Genomic DNA, 16,341 nt, shown 5'->3' on the forward strand with positions numbered 1-16,341 from the left:
CTCAAAATTACAGATTTTACAACATAATTTCAATTAACTTTGAAAAAAAAGTCTTTATGAATACAGTGCTGAAAAACTATTCAGGCATTCTGCTTTTACTGGCTGGGATAATTGCGGGCAGTCTTTTGGGAATTTTCTGGCCGCAGGCAGTAGAATATCTTAAACCGCTGGGCGATATTTTCCTGAATCTCCTTTTCGTAAGTGTAGTACCGCTGGTATTTTTCGCGGTGGCCAATTCCATTGCGTCACTGGAGCAGCAGTCGCGTTTCGGCAGGATTATTTTCAGCATGGCCGGTACCTTTCTTTTTACCATCCTTATTGCTGCTATTTTTACAGTAGGTGTGGTTTACTTCTTCCCTACCGAAGCGCTGCCTTCCACAGGTGAACTTCTGCCGGAAGCCTCTTCAGACGATAGCTGGAGCGACCGATTGGTCAGGTTTTTCTCAGTGGGCGAATTCACAGAGCTGTTTTCCAGACGGAATATGCTGGCGTTGCTCATCTTCTCCTTTCTCACCGGAATGGCAGCGCGCAAAAGCGGCGCGGCAGGCCAACCTTTCAGCCTTTTTCTGGCTTCCGGTTACGAAGTGATGAAGGAACTGCTGTTAATGGTGATGAAAGCTGCTCCCATAGGTTTGGGTGCGTATTTCGCCTATCAGGTAGCAACTGTTGGCCCACAGCTTTTCGGCTTCTATGCCAAGCCGCTGGGACTTTATTATGCCGCCGGCACCGTTTATTTCATTGTTTTCTTTTCCATTTATGCTTTTATGGCGAAAGGCACGGAGGGCATCCGCAGATTCTGGAAAAATAATATTTATCCGGGTCTAACCGCCGTCTCCACCTGCAGCAGCTTTGCTACAATGCCTGCTAACCTGCAGGCTGCCTCCCGGATTGGCGTACCTTCTACAATAGCTAATATCGTAATTCCTTTGGGCAGCACTCTGCATAAGGACGGTTCTTCTATGTCGTCCATCATCAAGATTTATGTCGCTTTTCTCATTATCGGTCAGGACTTCTTTGATCCGATGAATTTAATGCTGGCGCTCGGAATCACCGTATTCGTTAGCATTGTCGCCGGAGGAATCCCGAACGGTGGCTACGTAGGCGAGATGCTTATGATATCGGTTTACCAGCTTCCGGTGGAAGCCATTCCGGCAGTGATGATTCTGGGAACACTGGTTGATCCGCTGGCTACGCTGTTAAATTCTACCGGCGACACTGTCGCAGCTATGCTGGTTACGAGGATTTCGGGCGACAAGTTTACTGAGGGTGAAGAGTTGCCTCTTTGACCATAACTCAACATGGAATAATTTTTGGGTCTGCGTGCGGAATCGTAAATTGACCTTCCAAAAAAAATAAAATTATGCAGATAGATATAAGGAAACTGGCTATAGAAGATTATGATGAATTGCGGGAAACCATGCAGAAAGCGTATCCTACAATGTCTGAAAGCATCTGGTCCAGAAAAAGCATTCAGAAACTGCTTCGGATCTTCCCGGACGGACAGGTCTGTATTACAGTAGACGGTAAAATAGCAGCTGTATCGCTCGCGCTTATCGTTCAGTATAAACTGTATGGAGACGATCATACCTACAAGGAGATCACCGGTAATTACACGTTTAACACGCATTCTGATACGGGCGATGTTCTGTACGGGATTGAGGTGTTTGTGGATCCCGAATACCGGAAATTACGGCTCGCGCGCCGTTTGTATGATGTTAGGAAGGAACTTTGCGAAACCCGTAACCTGAAATCCATTATGGTAGGCGGACGAATCCCCAACTACCATCTGCACAGCGCCGAACTGTCACCTCGTGAGTACATACAGAAAGTGCGGAATAAGGAGATATATGATCCTGTCCTGAGTTTTCAGCTGTCCAACAATTTCCTGCCCGTACGTATCCTGAAAAATTACCTGCCGGAAGACCTCCATTCCAAGGAAAATGCCGTACTTCTGCAGTGGAACAATATTTATTACAGCAACCAGCCTAATACGATGCAGGATTCCGTCATCCGCCTTGGCCTGGTTCAATGGCAGATGAGACATTTCAAGACCATCGATGCCTTTTACGAGCAGGTGGAATTCTTCGTAAATGTGATGGCCGATTATAAGTCTGATTTCATTATGTTCCCTGAATTCTTCAATACTCCTCTGCTGGCACCTTTCAACCATCTTTCGGAAAGGGAAAGTATGTTTAAACTGGCCGAACTTACGGAAGAGATCAAGAATAAGATTTCTGAATTTGCCATCAGCTACAACATCAACATCATAGCCGGCTCGATGCCGATTGTGGAGAATGACGACCTTTACAATATAAGCTATCTGCTTCACCGCGACGGTAAGATAGACGAGCACCGCAAAATACACATTACTCCCAATGAGAAGAAATTCTACGGTATGAAGGGCGGCAATGAAATCAAGGTGATTGATACTGACTGCGGAAAAGTAGGTTTGGTGATTTGCTACGATGTGGAGTTTCCGGAGCTGCCCAGGATCCTGGCCGATCAGGGCATGAAAATCCTTTTCGTTCCTTACCTAACAGACACCCAAAATGCCTACACACGGGTACGGCACTGTGCGGCAGCCAGAGCCATTGAGAACGAGTGTTACGTGGCCATAGCTGGCTGTGTGGGCAATCTGCCGGGGGTGAACAATATGGACATCCAGTTCGGACAGGCGGCGGTATTCACACCATCAGATTTTGCCTTTCCATCCAATGCAATTAAAGGTGAAGCCACGCCAAACACCGAAACCACGCTGATTGTGGATGTAGACCTCAACTTACTTAAGGAACTTCATCACTACGGAGCCGTACGAACCATGAGTGACCGAAGAACCGATCTTTACGATACGGTAAATTTAAAGGGTGAGATGGAATAGTCTTAACTGTTATAACGCAAATACAAAGGCCACTCCTCAGGAATGGCCTTTCTTCTTGATTTTATGTATCGGATTGCTTCACCCATTTTCCATAGTCAGGAACAGCTTCTTCCTCCCAGTTGGCCAGCAGATGTTCAAGTCCGGACTTCAGCTCATCGCCACTCATAGCGGTACCGTGACCGGGTACAAGTGTGGTTGGATTCAGCGCTTCAAGCTTTCGGACTGAATTTAAAGCACCAGGCCAGTCAGCAGTCAGGTAAACCGGTGGGCCGCAAACCTCTTCCTTCTGCACCAGAACTCTGTACATTGAATCCTGTCTAACAGTTATTAGCGCATCTGCAGATATCAGCACGCCGTCTGATTTCCTGAACAGTGCAATCTGTCCCGGTGAGTGTCCCGGGACATGTATCCATTGCCAGTCGGACTGAAAAGGTACAGAGCCTTCCGGAATTTCCTTTAAAACGTCCTGAATGTTTACAGGTTCATTCGGATAATAAGCCGAAATTTTGGCCAGAAGGCCTCCTTCCACGCTAACATCAGGCTCCGGATAAGCCTGCTGTCCGGTCAGGAAAGGAAACTCAAGCGGATGCGCGTATACGGGCACCTTCCACTCCGCCACCAAATCCACAATGCTCCCCACATGATCGAAATGTCCATGGGTCAGGATAATTGCTTTTGGCGGATTGTTTTCACCAAAACGTTCCTTTGTAACTTTAAGAATTTCGCGGCCGGAGAATGGCATTCCGGCATCCACCAGTACCCAGTCCGAATCCGGGTGGCCAATCATTACCAGATTTACAATTTGATTAGTGTAATAGGCCACGTCCGGTCTTACTTCACGCAGTTTCCCGCTGTCCACGGATGTCATCGGGATGATCTTATTGTCTTTACTTTGTTTCATAATTGTGATTTTTATGAAAAACGGCAAATAAAGTGCCGTGGGAACGAAAGGTTATAGCTTATTGTAAAGCTCTGACCAGCGAAGAATCTACGCAGAATGAATGGCAGTGGGATACTATGCAATCTATTCTAATCTACAAAAGTTTCCGCGTTACGCTTCTTGTTCTTTTAACCAGCAATCAGGGGCGCAGCTTAACTGAGCGTAGCTAAAGCTTAGTTTTTAGCAGGAGTGCTGTTTATCTATTTATTTCAACAAAATTTTCATTTGATAATTTACCTTCATCAACATAGTTTTTAAGGACGTCAGTTAATTGGAAAATTTTTCTTTCGTCCTCAATTAGAAAGTTACACCTTATGGTTTTACCAGAATTTAAAGTCACTATTAATTCATTATTTATCCCGTTTGAAAATCTGTCTGAAAAAACAGAAATCCCGCTTGAAATTAATTGTCCTTTAGAAGCACCTGTGCTAATCTGAATTGAGTTAATTTCGCTTAAATTGTAACTTTGATCATTAATTACAATATTATAAAGATCAAAAATGAGTTTACCTTCCAATTTTCCTTTTAATTGTTCTGGAAAAAAAGAATTTATTAACCCTAAACCCATTGCACCAACAGAAATTAAACCAAAAACCTGTGCTGTTTTATCGTTGAAGAATCTATCATCATTTAATATGTAAACTTTAATTGCTAGAACTCCGAAAGAAAGTAAAGAAATTCCAAATAGAATTCTTTTCCTGGTCCAGACATATTTTTCAGATTCTGTGAATATTTTAAACGTTGTCATTTTAACATTTCTGCTACCTCTAGAATATATGCAAGTTATTCCTTCCTAATTATTAAGCATTCGTGCGTGCTTTACACGAACTTGTTTCATTGCATGATTTGGTTAAACTGCAAAACTCTAATTAAATAATTGATTGTCAGCTCTTTATCACAACCACACAAAAACAGAGTATTTGTCATTCCGCAGGAATCCCAGGAATCTGAGTGTCCGCGGTATAGATTCCTGCGGAATGACAAAATGCTGAATAGTGATTCTGTCATTTTACGGGCAATAATCCTTATTTATACGCCTCAATCGCTTTGTTGATAAGATCTACCTGCTGATTGATCGTTGGGCTGCCCGGATTGGCTTTCAGCACGCTCATTTTTTTCTGAAGTCCGTCTTTCAACATTTGGCTGATCATCATTTTGGCCTGAGGGTTCTGTGCGATCTGACCTTTTGCCTGAATAAGGATTTTGGTAAGGTTCCCGGTGGCCTTCAGATTGTCTGAGGTCATAATCCAGTTAAAACCTTCCTCAGCGCTGGCACCCAGTTCGGGGTTCTGGAACTTGATGAAAGGATAAAAGGCAACTGTAGCAGCAATCGCATGCATTTGCTTTTCGATCTTATTTTTAACAATAAGCGGCAGAAGCTCAGTCATCAACCCCTCGCCTGCGCTTTCCAGGTCAATCTTATCGGCCAGGGCAGCAACTCTTGAAGGATCTATTCCGGCAATGGCGGCCAGTGAACTGGCTTTAACAGAATTGGAAACAGCTTCTATTCCTTTCTCGAATACCGGCAGGTACTTTTTGTTCCTGGTCTTTGCCAAGGCAGATATGGCTGCAGCCTGCACCAGCGTTTTAGGATCGTTGGAGGCTAGTTTTTCAACCTCAACAAGGGCCGCCTTGCTGTGATCTGCTTTTGACAAATCAAGACCAGCCAGCGCACGCATCCGGATTCGGAAGTTCGCGTCTTTCAGTGCAGCAGTAAGTGTTTTCAATGAGGCCGGGTCGGATGAAATTTCCACCGCATTGTCCACTGCTTTATAACGGCTGAGAAACTCTTTGGAAGCAGTATACTGCATGAAAAACTGTTCCGGAGTTTTGTTCTCAGTAATTTCCCCCAGCAGCACACCGTCTGCATTCAGATTGATGAAATCCGGATTCTTAGTTACCGGGAAGCTGAAGATATTTCGTGATTTCGCGTTCACCCAAACGTTCCTTCGTGTGGGTTTACCGTTTTCATAGACATCCACAGCCAGCGGAAATTCAAAAGCGTCACCTGCCTGGTTCTGGCTTAAGGTAACTGTTACCTGTTTTTTAACAGGTTCGTAAGTACTTGTATAAGAAATTTTGGGATGTCCGCTGCCGTAAAACCACTGGTTAAAGAACCAGTTCAGATCCTTGCCAGACACTTTTTCCAAAGAAAGCCGCACCTGTGAGGCTTCGCCAGTACCGTACTCATTGGTTCTCAGGTAATCATTCAGTCCGCCAAAAAATGCTTCATCGCCCAGATAATTCCTGAGCATATGAAGGGTGGAACCGCCTTTGTTGTAGGAAACGCCATCAAACATATCCTCTTTGGAATGGTAATTAAACCTTACAAGGTCTTTGGTAATGTTCGCGGGATCTGCATAGTATCCCTGCGCAGCTTTCATCAGCGTATAATCGGCGAAATCCTTCCCGTATTTATGTTCGTTCCAGAGGTACTCGGAATAGTTGGCGAAAGATTCATTTACGGTAAGGTTGCTCCAGCTTTCAGCAGTAACAATATTTCCGAACCAATGATGAAATGCTTCGTGTGCAATTACATCTTCCCAGCGGTTTTCATCAATCAGGTCACCAGGTTTTTGCTGGGCAGCCTCCTGGTGCAACACCGCTGTGGTGTTTTCCATGGCACCGGATACATAATCGCGGGCAGTGATCTGCGCATATTTGGACCAGGGGTAATCGTATTTCAATTTGGTGGAAAAGAATTCCAGCATTTCCGGCGTATTCCCGAAAATCTGCTTTGCGTAAGGCTCATATTCCTTTTCAACATAATAATCTACCGCAATATTTCTCCATTTATCCTTTACGATGGCATAATCTCCTACACCCATGAAGAAAAGATACGGTGCGTGCTTCTTGTCTTGCACCCAGTGGTCGGTACGCATTCCTTTGCCGTCTTTTACGGAAGATTTCATAAGGCCGTTAGACAAAGTCACATACTTATCAGGCACTGTCATATAGATTTCCTGAGTGGTTTTCTGGTTAGGTTTATCTACGGTTGGAAACCAGGCGGAGCTGGCTTCGGTTTCACCCTGAGTCCAGATCTGCACCGGTTTGTCCGAATCTGCGCCCTGAGCATTTACAAAGTAAAGCCCTTTCGCATCAGTAATTGCAGCACTTCCTGTTTGGGTAACTTCGTTAGGTCTGGCCGTGTACTTTATGTAAACCGTATAATCCTGAGTCCTGTTATAGCTTTTGTCCAGATTGATCTTCAGCATATCATTGCTGTACGAATATTTGAGCGGGGACTTTGTTCCGTTTCTGTCCAGAGCTACTTCGTGGATAAGCATTGCTTTTGCATCCAGAACCAGGGAATCGGAAGCATAAAAATAAGGAGATGCCGTAATCCAGGCTTCGCCGTTCATCTGCTCTTTTGCGTAATCAAAATTTACACGGAGTTTGGTATGTTTAAGTTCGGTCGATTTGGTATGGGTGGCACGGTAAACTTCATTTCTGCCGGAGGTTTCGGTCTGAGCATTCAGCTGTCCCGTAAAAAGGATGCCGAGTAACGAAACCGCTACAATTAATTTCTTCATATAAAAAAATTGGGTTGGATTTATTTTGTTTTAGGATTGATCAGGATATCGAAAATATCATTTACAATATTTTCATACTCTCCTTTCTTAAGCTGCTCCTTACTTTTGTTGAATGCTTTTTTCAGCTCACTCTCAGGATTTTCCTCATCTACTGTTTCAACGACTTTAACACCTTTTATGTTCAGAAGTACCTCCTGAAGTTTATCAGTATCGGTATTCCCGTCTGGAATTACTTTCAGGTATTTCATTTCTTATCTTTTGTAAAGGGGATTTTCATGCCGGACTGTACCAGGATCATTTCATTTTTGGACGGATCAAACTGAAGTTCAATTCCGGCAGCTTCAAACGTAAAAACCGTCGCGCTTTGGGCTTCCAAAGCAAATTCACCCTGACCGGTAGCCTGGGCCAACAGTTTCCCGTCTCTGGTACGGACATCAATTTTCAGCGGAATTTGGGTTGAAGAATAGGTACCTGTAAGTTTGCTCAGGTCTTCCGCCTTCACGGCAACTGATTTAAATGTGGGGATATCAAAATCTTTTCCGGTTGCAGCACTTAATGCGGCGATGGCGATCCTGTTATTGTCGAAGGCGCTGCCGTTAGACAGCATTACGTAAGTCGTCTTATTCTGCGGGAAGTGATACAGCGCAGAAGTAAAACCGTCGATACCACCAGTATGACCATAACCCGTAAGACCGTTAAACGGAACAGAGAAAAGACCATAGCCATAACCGTCTGTCATTTTCATCATTTTCTCCAGGCTTGTCGCGGAAACAACTTTTCCGTTGAACAGTGCTGTTGCAAAAGTCAGCAGGTCACCGGTAGTGGATACCACAGCGCCTGCGCCGGTTGGTACTGACATATCTGTCTCGGCATCTTTAACAAAATTTTCAGCAAACACGTAAGAGAAGGCTTCCTTATCGGAAGGATTTATGGTTTTGCCGAAATACGTATTGCTAAGGCCAAGCGGCTTTGTAATTTTCTCTTCAAGCAATTTAGCATAGCTCTTTCCGTAGGTGCTCTCAAGAATGTAACTCAGCAGAACATAGTTGGAATTGCTGTAACTCATTGTTTTGCCTGGTTCAAAGTCACTGCCGGCTGCACTGATTTTGGCCACCATATCTTTTGGTGTAATTGCTTTACTGTTCCAGGTCAGATAATCAGGCAACGCGGTAACGTTATGAATACCGCTCCGGTGATTCAGCAGATGTTCCAGAGTAATTTTATCGGCATTCTTTATTTGAGGGTAATATTTGGAAAGTTTATCGTCAAGTTTCAGCTTGTTCTCTTCCACCGCCTTCATGACCAAAGCAGAGGTAAAGGTTTTACTGATGGAACCGATCCTGAATTTGGTTTCAGGTGTATTCTTAACCTTATTCTCCACATCAGCATACCCGAATGCGTTACTGTAAACAGTCTTTCCGTTTTCTGCTACGGCAACAGTTCCCATAAATTTGCGGTTCTGGTCCAGAGCCTGCATAAAACTGTTCATCTTCTGAGTATTGAAACTCTGCGCAAAGACCGCTGAAAAGGCTAAGACCGCTGAAAGTGTGGCAAGTTTGTTCATAATGTGGATTTTTGATGTAGAATATTAGTCTGTAAGATATACCTTAAGTTACAAACAAAAATTCTGAAAAAATCTACGATGAAACAATTATGTATTGAATAAACAGGTCAAACTTTATCAAACCCTGTCAGGGAATGATATAACAACTGGACACCCGCGAGTTGTTTATACGTGCTTAAATAGCTACCGGAGCTTTAATGCCCGGATAGGGATCGTAATTCTCCAGTGTAAAATCCTCAAAATCAAAACTGAAGATATCCTTAACGTCGGGGTTAAGCTTCATAACGGGCAGAGTGCGTGGCGTGCGCGAAAGCTGTTTATTTACCTGTTCAAAATGGTTGTTGTAGATGTGTACATCGCCAAATGTGTGTACATACTCCCCGACCTCCAGGCCGCAAACCTGCGCCACCATCATTTGCAGCAAAGCATAGCTGGCGATATTGAAGGGAACGCCCAAAAACACATCGGCACTGCGCTGATATAGCTGAAGCGACAGCTTACCGTCGGCTACATAGAACTGAAACAAGGCGTGGCAGGGCGCAAGCGCCATATTCGGGATTTCGGAAACATTCCAGGCAGAAACGATAAGCCGGCGGGAGTCCGGATTCTTTTTTATCTGGTCAATCACCTCGCTGATTTGGTCCACCACTTTACCGTCGGCACCGGTCCAGCTGCGCCACTGCGCGCCGTATACAGGGCCCAGGTCGCCATTTTCATCCGCCCACTCGTTCCAGATGGAAACACCGTTGTCCGTGAGGTATTTAGTATTGGTATCGCCTTTCAGGAACCACAGCAGTTCATAGATAATCGATTTCAGATGCACCTTTTTGGTGGTCACCAGCGGGAAGCCTTTGCTAAGGTCATAGCGGAGCTGATAGCCAAAAACACTTCGCGTACCTGTACGGGTACGGTCAGTTTTGTCGGTTCCGTGGTCGATGATATGCTGAAGAAGATCCTGGTAGTTACGCATGAGGAGGAATAGAATATTAGACTGTAGAAAACCTCAAAAATACGGAATTTCAATCGATACCAACAACCTTTTGAGTGCTGTTATTGAGTGAAAATGTATCGCCGGATCTGCAACCCTGCATGGCCTTTACCAGCGGCGCTTCGGGCGAAAGTGTCATAATTTTTTTCCCATCAACTTCCAGCTGGCCTACCGGTGCCGAAATATAAAATATCCCTGCACCGGTTTCCACCAAGGCGCCCAACTCCACTGATTTTGAGGGTGCAGAGTTTAGCTTAACAAGTGCATCCATCTGGTTATGAACCTCGCTGAGCTGCCGCTGCAGGTTGCGGATTTCCTGGGCGATCATCTCGCGGCTGGTCTCGTACTTATCGCCCATGGAACTTTTTGTCTCCGAGTTGGATTCCTGCGTTTGGGAAATCAGCCCTTTCAGCGTTTCTGCCTTCGCTGCCAAGCGTTCTTTTACGGTGTTTACGAGTTGGGTTTTGTCCATAAGTTATGAAAATAGTGGCTGTGGAGGGCAATTTAAGGATTTTTTAAAGTCCTGGGAATGATTGCCGGGCATTATAAGTATCTTCCGTATGCAGTTAATTGTATATATTTGAATGAAAAGTATGACGTTTGTGATACCTATCTCCCGCCTGGCGGTTGTATATGTATGATTTTGTGATACATATATACAAGTTACCAAACATAGCCGACCAAACGAATTCAAATGCACATTCAACAAACAGCAACAAAAAATTTTACAGTGAAGAAACTTCTCTTTTTAATTTCATTTCTAGTATTTACAACGGCGAATTCCCAAACTGTAGAAAATGTCGTCCAACAACAATTTCTTGAATATAGCCAATTAGTCATTGATCAGAAAATCGATGAAGCCCTTAACTATACAAACGAAGACTTATTTGATATTATTCCACGAGAACAAATGAAAAGCTTGATGGAATCGGTCTTTAATATGTCGTCAATTGAATTCAAAGCAGGTTTACCTTTGATTACGAAAGTGGAACCGTTAAAGATTATTGATGGGTCGCATTATATCCGTCTCCATACTATTTCTGCAATTGAAATGAAATTTAAACAAGACCCGGGCGAACCTAAGCGATCAACAGAAGAAGAACAAAATTACGTTGAAATGCTCTCAGCTACATTTCATAGTAAATATGGAAAAAATAATGTAAATTATAATGAGACAACTGGATTTTTCAAAATTAACGTCCCCAAAATGGTTGTCGCCAAATCGGCAGATTTAAAAGTTTGGAAATTCGCACTAGTTGATAATCCACAAATAAAAACACTCTTAGAAAAATTCATTCCTAAAGAGCTGCTTCAAGAGTAGATTATAAAAGGTATATTGCTACGTTTGGTAACAGCAAGCAAAAATAATTGCCGAGTTTTCAGGTAGTTGGAGCTTTGTTTTCACGAAGAATATTTTATCTTGCCGACAGTACGCGGTTCGCTTTCATCGGCAACTATTCCTGCTCGCAACCGTTGGCAAAAGTCGCCCGGCTCCGCCGCCAGTCGGGAAACCATCGTTGCATTCGCACGACGCTTTCCCAACTGCCGGCTTTAACCCATTCCGGCGCGGAGCCTTTGGGCTCCTCCCCGAAACGACGACAAAGCCGGGCGGTCATTGTAAGCTATTTTAGAACGACATGACAATACGACAATTAACAACATATATTTTAGCACTTCTTTTAGTCACAACTTGTAAACGGACAAACAAAATCAATCCAGACAATGTTGAAAGTGTTGCACTCATTAAGACCACTCACCCATACATTGGAGACAGAGTTGACAGCATAAAACTTGACGATAAATTAATACTAGAATTTCTAACAGACTTCGCTGACAAAAAAGAAGAAGTAACCAAATTTTACAGTTGTTATGTAATAAAAATTCGACTTAAAGACGGGCAACTCATAAGCTACCGGACAAACGGTCAGGTTTTTGAAAAATTCAAGGACGACAATACAACAGCAACTTATTTCAAGTTAAATCAAGACATAAACATAGTTTCAAAATATTGGAAAATTCCCAAAGAACAATTTTGTGCAACAAAACAAATTACAACAGCAGACATTAAAGGAAATTGGTATCTTAATAAGTGGACAATGTATCACACGTTAAAGTTTGATGAGAAGACACTTTTTATAGACAATCATATTGACAGCGTTCTTTATAGTAATTATTTCTTGGATAATGACACACTTATTTTGCAAGACAGCGACTCAACAATAAGGTACAAGAATAAAATTATCGCCATTACGAGAGACACTTTGATAATAAGAAGTTTTGGGAACGGTGCAGATATTTTGGGTTATTCACGGACAAAAAGAGAATGGAAAAACGAATAAAAACAGCTTATAACAGCACCTACAAGAAATTGACGGTTCAGTGCTTAAATGAAGCATTGTGCTTCGTTTCAATTTCAGCGTTAGCAGACAGTTTCCGTCTCCGAAATCGCCAACTTCTTGTAGTCGCAAAACGTTGGGAAAAATCGCCCTTTGGGACGATTTTTCCCAATGACTACCCGGCTCCGCCACCAGTCTGGAAACCATCGTTGCATTCGCACGCCGTTTCCCAACTGCCGCCTTTGACGCATTCTGGTGCAGAGCCTTTGAGCTCCTCCCCGAAACGACGACAAAGCCGGGCGGTCATTAGGTGCAAGCGTAACTGACGACCGTGCTAAAAACAAACTGACGAAAAAACCAAACAACCTTATCTGACAATCTAAAAAATTAAAAAACTTCCTGACAACTGTGATTTTTTGAAAAGGCTTGCGAATAATTAGAGAAACAAGTTTTACTAAAAAATCGCAAAATGAAGAATTTTAAAATTCATGCTTTTCTAACTTTCCTTTTTTTAGGGAGTACTTCTGTTTCCGCTCAAAGTATGTTGGATTTGTATTTCGGTGGCAACAAAGACAGTTTGACAAATGATGCTACAAAACTAATTCATATACCTGAACCGACATTTAAGCCTACAGACCAACAACCCGAACCAGACCCTGCATTAATTGCAGATATGGGATTTGAGCAGCTTTACAAATCTGAAATCCGCTCTTTTACCGTAAGAGATAACAAGCAGATTTCTACTTACAGGTTTCCCAATCGGTCTGAAAATACAATCGTACTTATTCACGGAGTGGGAAGCAGTGCTTATCTGTATAACAAAACGGCAGGACTTTTACAGGAAGCAACCCCAGCGGAAATTTATGCCATAGATTTAAGGGGCCACGGACAATCGGAAGGTAATAGCGGTGATGTGGATTATATCAACCAATATGTGGATGATTTGGCAGACATCATAAAGATAATCCGCAAAGAAAAAGCAAATGGAAAAATCATTATTGCAGGTCATTCTATGGGTGGCGGTGTGGCTTTACGCTATGTAATGGAAAAGCAATACGAACAACCTGATGGCTTTTTACTTTTCGCACCGCTTATTGGGCATAACTCACCTGCATTCCAGCAAGGACAAGCCTCCGAAAACATAGCCGAAGAGCCATTTATGAAAATCCATATTGAGCGAATAATTGGCTTGACTATGCTGAATGAAATTGGCAATCACGATTATGACAGCTTACCTGTACTGTTTTTCAATTTGCCTGAAGCTGTTCCTTTGAGAAAATATAGCTATCGAGCAAATAAAAGTATGACACCTGATGACTATGTGGCAGGGTTGAAAGCAGTAAATAAACCAATGCTTGTTGTAATGGGTAGCGAAGACGAAGTTTTTTCATCAGAAGCTACTAAAAAAGTCATTTTTGAAAACAGTAATGGAGAATTTCAGATAATTGATAAAGCTTCACACAATGGTGTAAAACATAACGCACAATCTTTTATTTTTATCAAAGATTGGTTTTCAAAGCTATAATGAATAAACAGGAGCAACAGCAATTTTTTCAGGAAATCATTGAACAGCACAAAGGCATTTTGTTCAAGGTTGCCCGTGTGTATTGCCGAAACGAAAACAACCGACAGGATTTGATACAGGAAATGATGATACAGATATGGCAATCCGTTCACAAATACAATGACCAGTTTAAAATATCAACGTGGTTGTACCGTATTTCTCTGAATGCAGCTATTTCGTTTTATCGGAAAAGCACAACAAGAGCAAACAGATTTACGGTACTGAACGAGCAAATGACAGAAATACCAACTGAAGACAAAGCGGAAACGGAACAACAACTGAAGGTATTAGAGCAATTTATCAGCGAACTAAAAGAGATAGACAAAGCCCTGATGATATTGTATTTGGAAGACAAAAGCCACGCTGAAATTTCGGAAATATTAGGACTATCCGTAAGTAACGTAGGAACGAAAATAGGACGCATCAAGGACAAATTAAAAACACGGTTTTCACAATTAACATCATAAAGAAATGAACGAATTGGAATTAAAAAAGCTTTGGCAAACAACCAATGAAAAATTGGAAGAAAGTTTTGTGATAAACAGTAAAAACACAGAAGACATAACCCGGATAACGGTTCATAATTTTTTAGGGTCTATGAAACCTATTAAAATATTTACGCTGTTGGTTGGCATCATTTGGGTTGGATTAGGGGCAATTATTCTTAGTCATATATACTTTTATGCCTTTTCAGAAGCCAATAAGTTTTTTCTTTTTTCGGCTACCATTCAAATTTTGCTTACAGCTATTGCATTATGGATTTATCTCTATCAGTTAATTACAATTTACCAAGTGGATATAACTGACCCGATTTTGAAAACACAGAAAAAATTGGCAGGCCTGAAAATATCAACGTTATGGGTTACACGTATCCTTTTTTTACAGCTTCCTGTCTGGACCACCTTTTGGTGGCACGAAACAATGCTCACAGATTGGAATTTATTGCAATGGGCAATGACGGTAATAGCTACTGTTTTATTCACTTATGTTGCCATTTGGTTATTCTTCAATATTAAATACGAGAATAGGAATAAAAAGTGGTTTAAGCTCATTTTTAATGGAAAGGAATGGACACCATTGATGAAGTCAATAGAATTATTGGAACAGGTAGAAGAATATAAGACCGACAAGAACGCCAGCACCTAACAGCAAGCAAAAATAATTGCCGAGTTTTCAGGTAGTTGGAGCTTTGTTTTCACGAACAATGTTTTATCTTGCCGACAGTACGCGGTTCGCTTTCATCGGCAACTATTCCTGCTCGCAACCGTTGGGAAAAATCGCCCTTTGGGACGATTTTTCCCAATGACCGCCCGGCTCCGCCGTCAGTCGGGAAACCATCGTTGCATTCGCACGACGCTTTCCCAACTGCCGCCTTTGACGCATTCCGGTGCGGAGCCTTTGGCTCCTCCCCGAAACGGCGACAAAGCCGGGCGGTCATTATCTGCAATTGTCCTAAAAGTTCCATAAACAAATGAAATTTTTAAAAAAATATTGGTATTACATTATAGGAGTTTTTGCAATTTGTATGTTTGTGAAACCTACTTTTTGTTTTATCATATTGGGTTCTGTTATTTTTTATGCTGGAATTGATTATTATCGAGTTTTCAGAATTGTGAAAAATTATGGAATTGTAACAACTGGAAAAGTTATAAAATATACAAGAGGACAAAAAGGTTATCAAACTCCAACAATAAATTTTTCTACAAAAAATGGAAAAACAATTGAAACCGAACCATATTTTTACGTTTCTAGTGATATCAATAAATTTAGAACATTCAAAAAATACATTAAAAAACCAATCGAGATAAATTATAATCCTGAAAATCCTGAAGAATTCTTGATTGCTGATCAAAAAGGTATAAATGCTATGGGAATAATTATCTTAATTTTAGTGGGTGCTCTTTTTGCAATAATAGGAACACTTGGCTTTTTAGAAATTATAGAAATGAATTTTAATAACAAATAAAACAACTGCAGATAATAACTAAGCTTTCGTCGATCTTGAAAAGCCAACAATGAAAGCCCGTCAGTTCCTTCGCTGCGCTCTGGACAGGCTCACCTTCGGAAGCTTTTTTGGTAGTCTATACTAAAATTGCACCTGATCATATGTCATGAACAAAAATTACCTTTTTCCGGCTTTTGTTTTCTTCATCGGTGCTGTATCGGTGCTGCTGGACTGGATTATCTTTTGGAAGAAAAATTATCAGGGTGATTTTCCGGAACTTAGGGAAGCTTATATCAACCACTTCCCCAATTTTCTGCAACCCTTTTTCAACTCAAAACTTTCCACTTTCTTCTTTGTGCTTGCCTGCTCAGCCGCCGGCTGGATTTTCCTGAAGCAGCAGCACCTGATATACAAACTGTTGGCAGTAAGTTCTTTCCTGCTTGCTTTTTGGTATTTGTTTACGCTAATGTGATAAAGCAGAAAGACAAGACACAAGCAAATATTTCTATTCTATTGCCTGGCTTGGGGTAGTTATAAGAAGATTAGTGCCTGTTTATCAAATTTAACCTCCTTCAGGACCATAATTATTTATG

Annotated in this window: 16 protein-coding genes; 9 read left to right on the forward strand and 7 right to left on the reverse strand. The window is 42.0% G+C overall.

What is annotated here, in order from left to right; all coding sequences use genetic code 11:
- Nucleotides 1–56: 56 nt before the first annotated feature.
- Entirely contained in the window at nucleotides 57–1,286 is a 1,230-nt protein-coding gene (locus H1R16_RS02170; protein ID WP_181885876.1) for a dicarboxylate/amino acid:cation symporter, read from the forward strand.
- Nucleotides 1,287–1,360: 74 nt separating this feature from the next.
- The gene (locus tag H1R16_RS02175) at nucleotides 1,361–2,878 is read left to right on the forward strand and encodes a carbon-nitrogen hydrolase family protein (RefSeq protein ID WP_181885875.1); all 1,518 of its coding nucleotides are present in this window, start codon (nucleotides 1,361–1,363) and stop codon (nucleotides 2,876–2,878) included.
- Nucleotides 2,879–2,939: 61 nt separating this feature from the next.
- Here H1R16_RS02175 and H1R16_RS02180 read toward each other — a convergent pair whose 3' ends face one another.
- The 7 genes from H1R16_RS02180 to H1R16_RS02210 all read right to left on the reverse strand — a co-directional run bounded on the left by H1R16_RS02180 (nucleotide 2,940) and on the right by H1R16_RS02210 (nucleotide 10,375).
- Nucleotides 2,940–3,779, reverse strand: a complete 840-nt coding sequence (locus tag H1R16_RS02180) for an MBL fold metallo-hydrolase (protein ID WP_181885874.1) — start codon at nucleotides 3,777–3,779, stop codon at nucleotides 2,940–2,942.
- Between the two features lie 235 nt (nucleotides 3,780–4,014).
- Nucleotides 4,015–4,566 (reverse strand): hypothetical protein, encoded by a 552-nt coding sequence (locus H1R16_RS02185; RefSeq protein ID WP_181885873.1) that lies wholly within the window; start codon nucleotides 4,564–4,566, stop codon nucleotides 4,015–4,017.
- A 277-nt stretch (nucleotides 4,567–4,843) separates the two neighbouring features.
- Nucleotides 4,844–7,351, reverse strand: coding sequence for a M1 family metallopeptidase (locus H1R16_RS02190; RefSeq protein ID WP_181885872.1), 2,508 nt, complete (start codon nucleotides 7,349–7,351; stop codon nucleotides 4,844–4,846).
- Nucleotides 7,352–7,371: 20 nt separating this feature from the next.
- Complete coding sequence (locus H1R16_RS02195; protein WP_181885871.1) at nucleotides 7,372–7,599, reverse strand: DUF4252 domain-containing protein; 228 nt, start codon at nucleotides 7,597–7,599, stop codon at nucleotides 7,372–7,374.
- Nucleotides 7,596–8,915 carry a serine hydrolase domain-containing protein gene (locus H1R16_RS02200; RefSeq protein ID WP_181885870.1) on the reverse strand — a complete coding sequence of 440 codons (1,320 nt, stop codon included), beginning with the start codon at nucleotides 8,913–8,915 and terminating at the stop codon, nucleotides 7,596–7,598. Before H1R16_RS02200 ends, H1R16_RS02195 begins: the two co-directional genes overlap by 4 nt.
- Before the next feature lie 175 nt (nucleotides 8,916–9,090).
- Nucleotides 9,091–9,885, reverse strand: a complete 795-nt coding sequence (locus H1R16_RS02205) for a thymidylate synthase (protein WP_181885869.1) — start codon at nucleotides 9,883–9,885, stop codon at nucleotides 9,091–9,093.
- Nucleotides 9,886–9,934: 49 nt separating this feature from the next.
- Entirely contained in the window at nucleotides 9,935–10,375 is a 441-nt protein-coding gene (locus H1R16_RS02210) for a hypothetical protein (protein WP_181885868.1), read from the reverse strand.
- 222 nt (nucleotides 10,376–10,597) lie between these two features.
- On the opposite strand from H1R16_RS02210, the gene H1R16_RS02215 reads away from it, so the two are divergent.
- The 7 genes from H1R16_RS02215 (at nucleotide 10,598) to H1R16_RS02245 (ending at nucleotide 16,220) form a co-directional block, all read left to right on the forward strand.
- A complete protein-coding gene (locus H1R16_RS02215; RefSeq protein ID WP_182035776.1) occupies nucleotides 10,598–11,224 on the forward strand; it encodes a hypothetical protein in 627 nt (208 codons plus the stop codon).
- A gap of 316 nt (nucleotides 11,225–11,540) precedes the next feature.
- On the forward strand, nucleotides 11,541–12,242 hold the full coding sequence (locus tag H1R16_RS02220; protein ID WP_181885866.1) for a hypothetical protein: 702 nt from the start codon (nucleotides 11,541–11,543) through the stop codon (nucleotides 12,240–12,242).
- Nucleotides 12,243–12,708: 466 nt separating this feature from the next.
- Nucleotides 12,709–13,764 carry an alpha/beta hydrolase gene (locus H1R16_RS02225; protein WP_181885865.1) on the forward strand — a complete coding sequence of 352 codons (1,056 nt, stop codon included), beginning with the start codon at nucleotides 12,709–12,711 and terminating at the stop codon, nucleotides 13,762–13,764.
- Nucleotides 13,764–14,270, forward strand: a complete 507-nt coding sequence (locus H1R16_RS02230) for an RNA polymerase sigma factor (protein WP_181885864.1) — start codon at nucleotides 13,764–13,766, stop codon at nucleotides 14,268–14,270. The genes H1R16_RS02225 and H1R16_RS02230 overlap by 1 nt, the downstream gene beginning before the upstream one ends.
- Nucleotides 14,271–14,274: 4 nt before the next feature.
- Nucleotides 14,275–14,949: a hypothetical protein gene (locus tag H1R16_RS02235; protein ID WP_181885863.1), complete on the forward strand. Its 675-nt coding sequence runs from the start codon at nucleotides 14,275–14,277 to the stop codon at nucleotides 14,947–14,949.
- Between the two features lie 325 nt (nucleotides 14,950–15,274).
- Nucleotides 15,275–15,769 (forward strand): DUF3592 domain-containing protein, encoded by a 495-nt coding sequence (locus H1R16_RS02240; RefSeq protein WP_181885862.1) that lies wholly within the window; start codon nucleotides 15,275–15,277, stop codon nucleotides 15,767–15,769.
- A 145-nt stretch (nucleotides 15,770–15,914) separates the two neighbouring features.
- On the forward strand, nucleotides 15,915–16,220 hold the full coding sequence (locus H1R16_RS02245) for a hypothetical protein (RefSeq protein ID WP_181885861.1): 306 nt from the start codon (nucleotides 15,915–15,917) through the stop codon (nucleotides 16,218–16,220).
- Nucleotides 16,221–16,341: the final 121 nt, after the last annotated feature.

The organism is Marnyiella aurantia (assembly GCF_014041915.1).
GTDB classification, from domain to species: Bacteria; Bacteroidota; Bacteroidia; order Flavobacteriales; family Weeksellaceae; genus Marnyiella; species Marnyiella aurantia.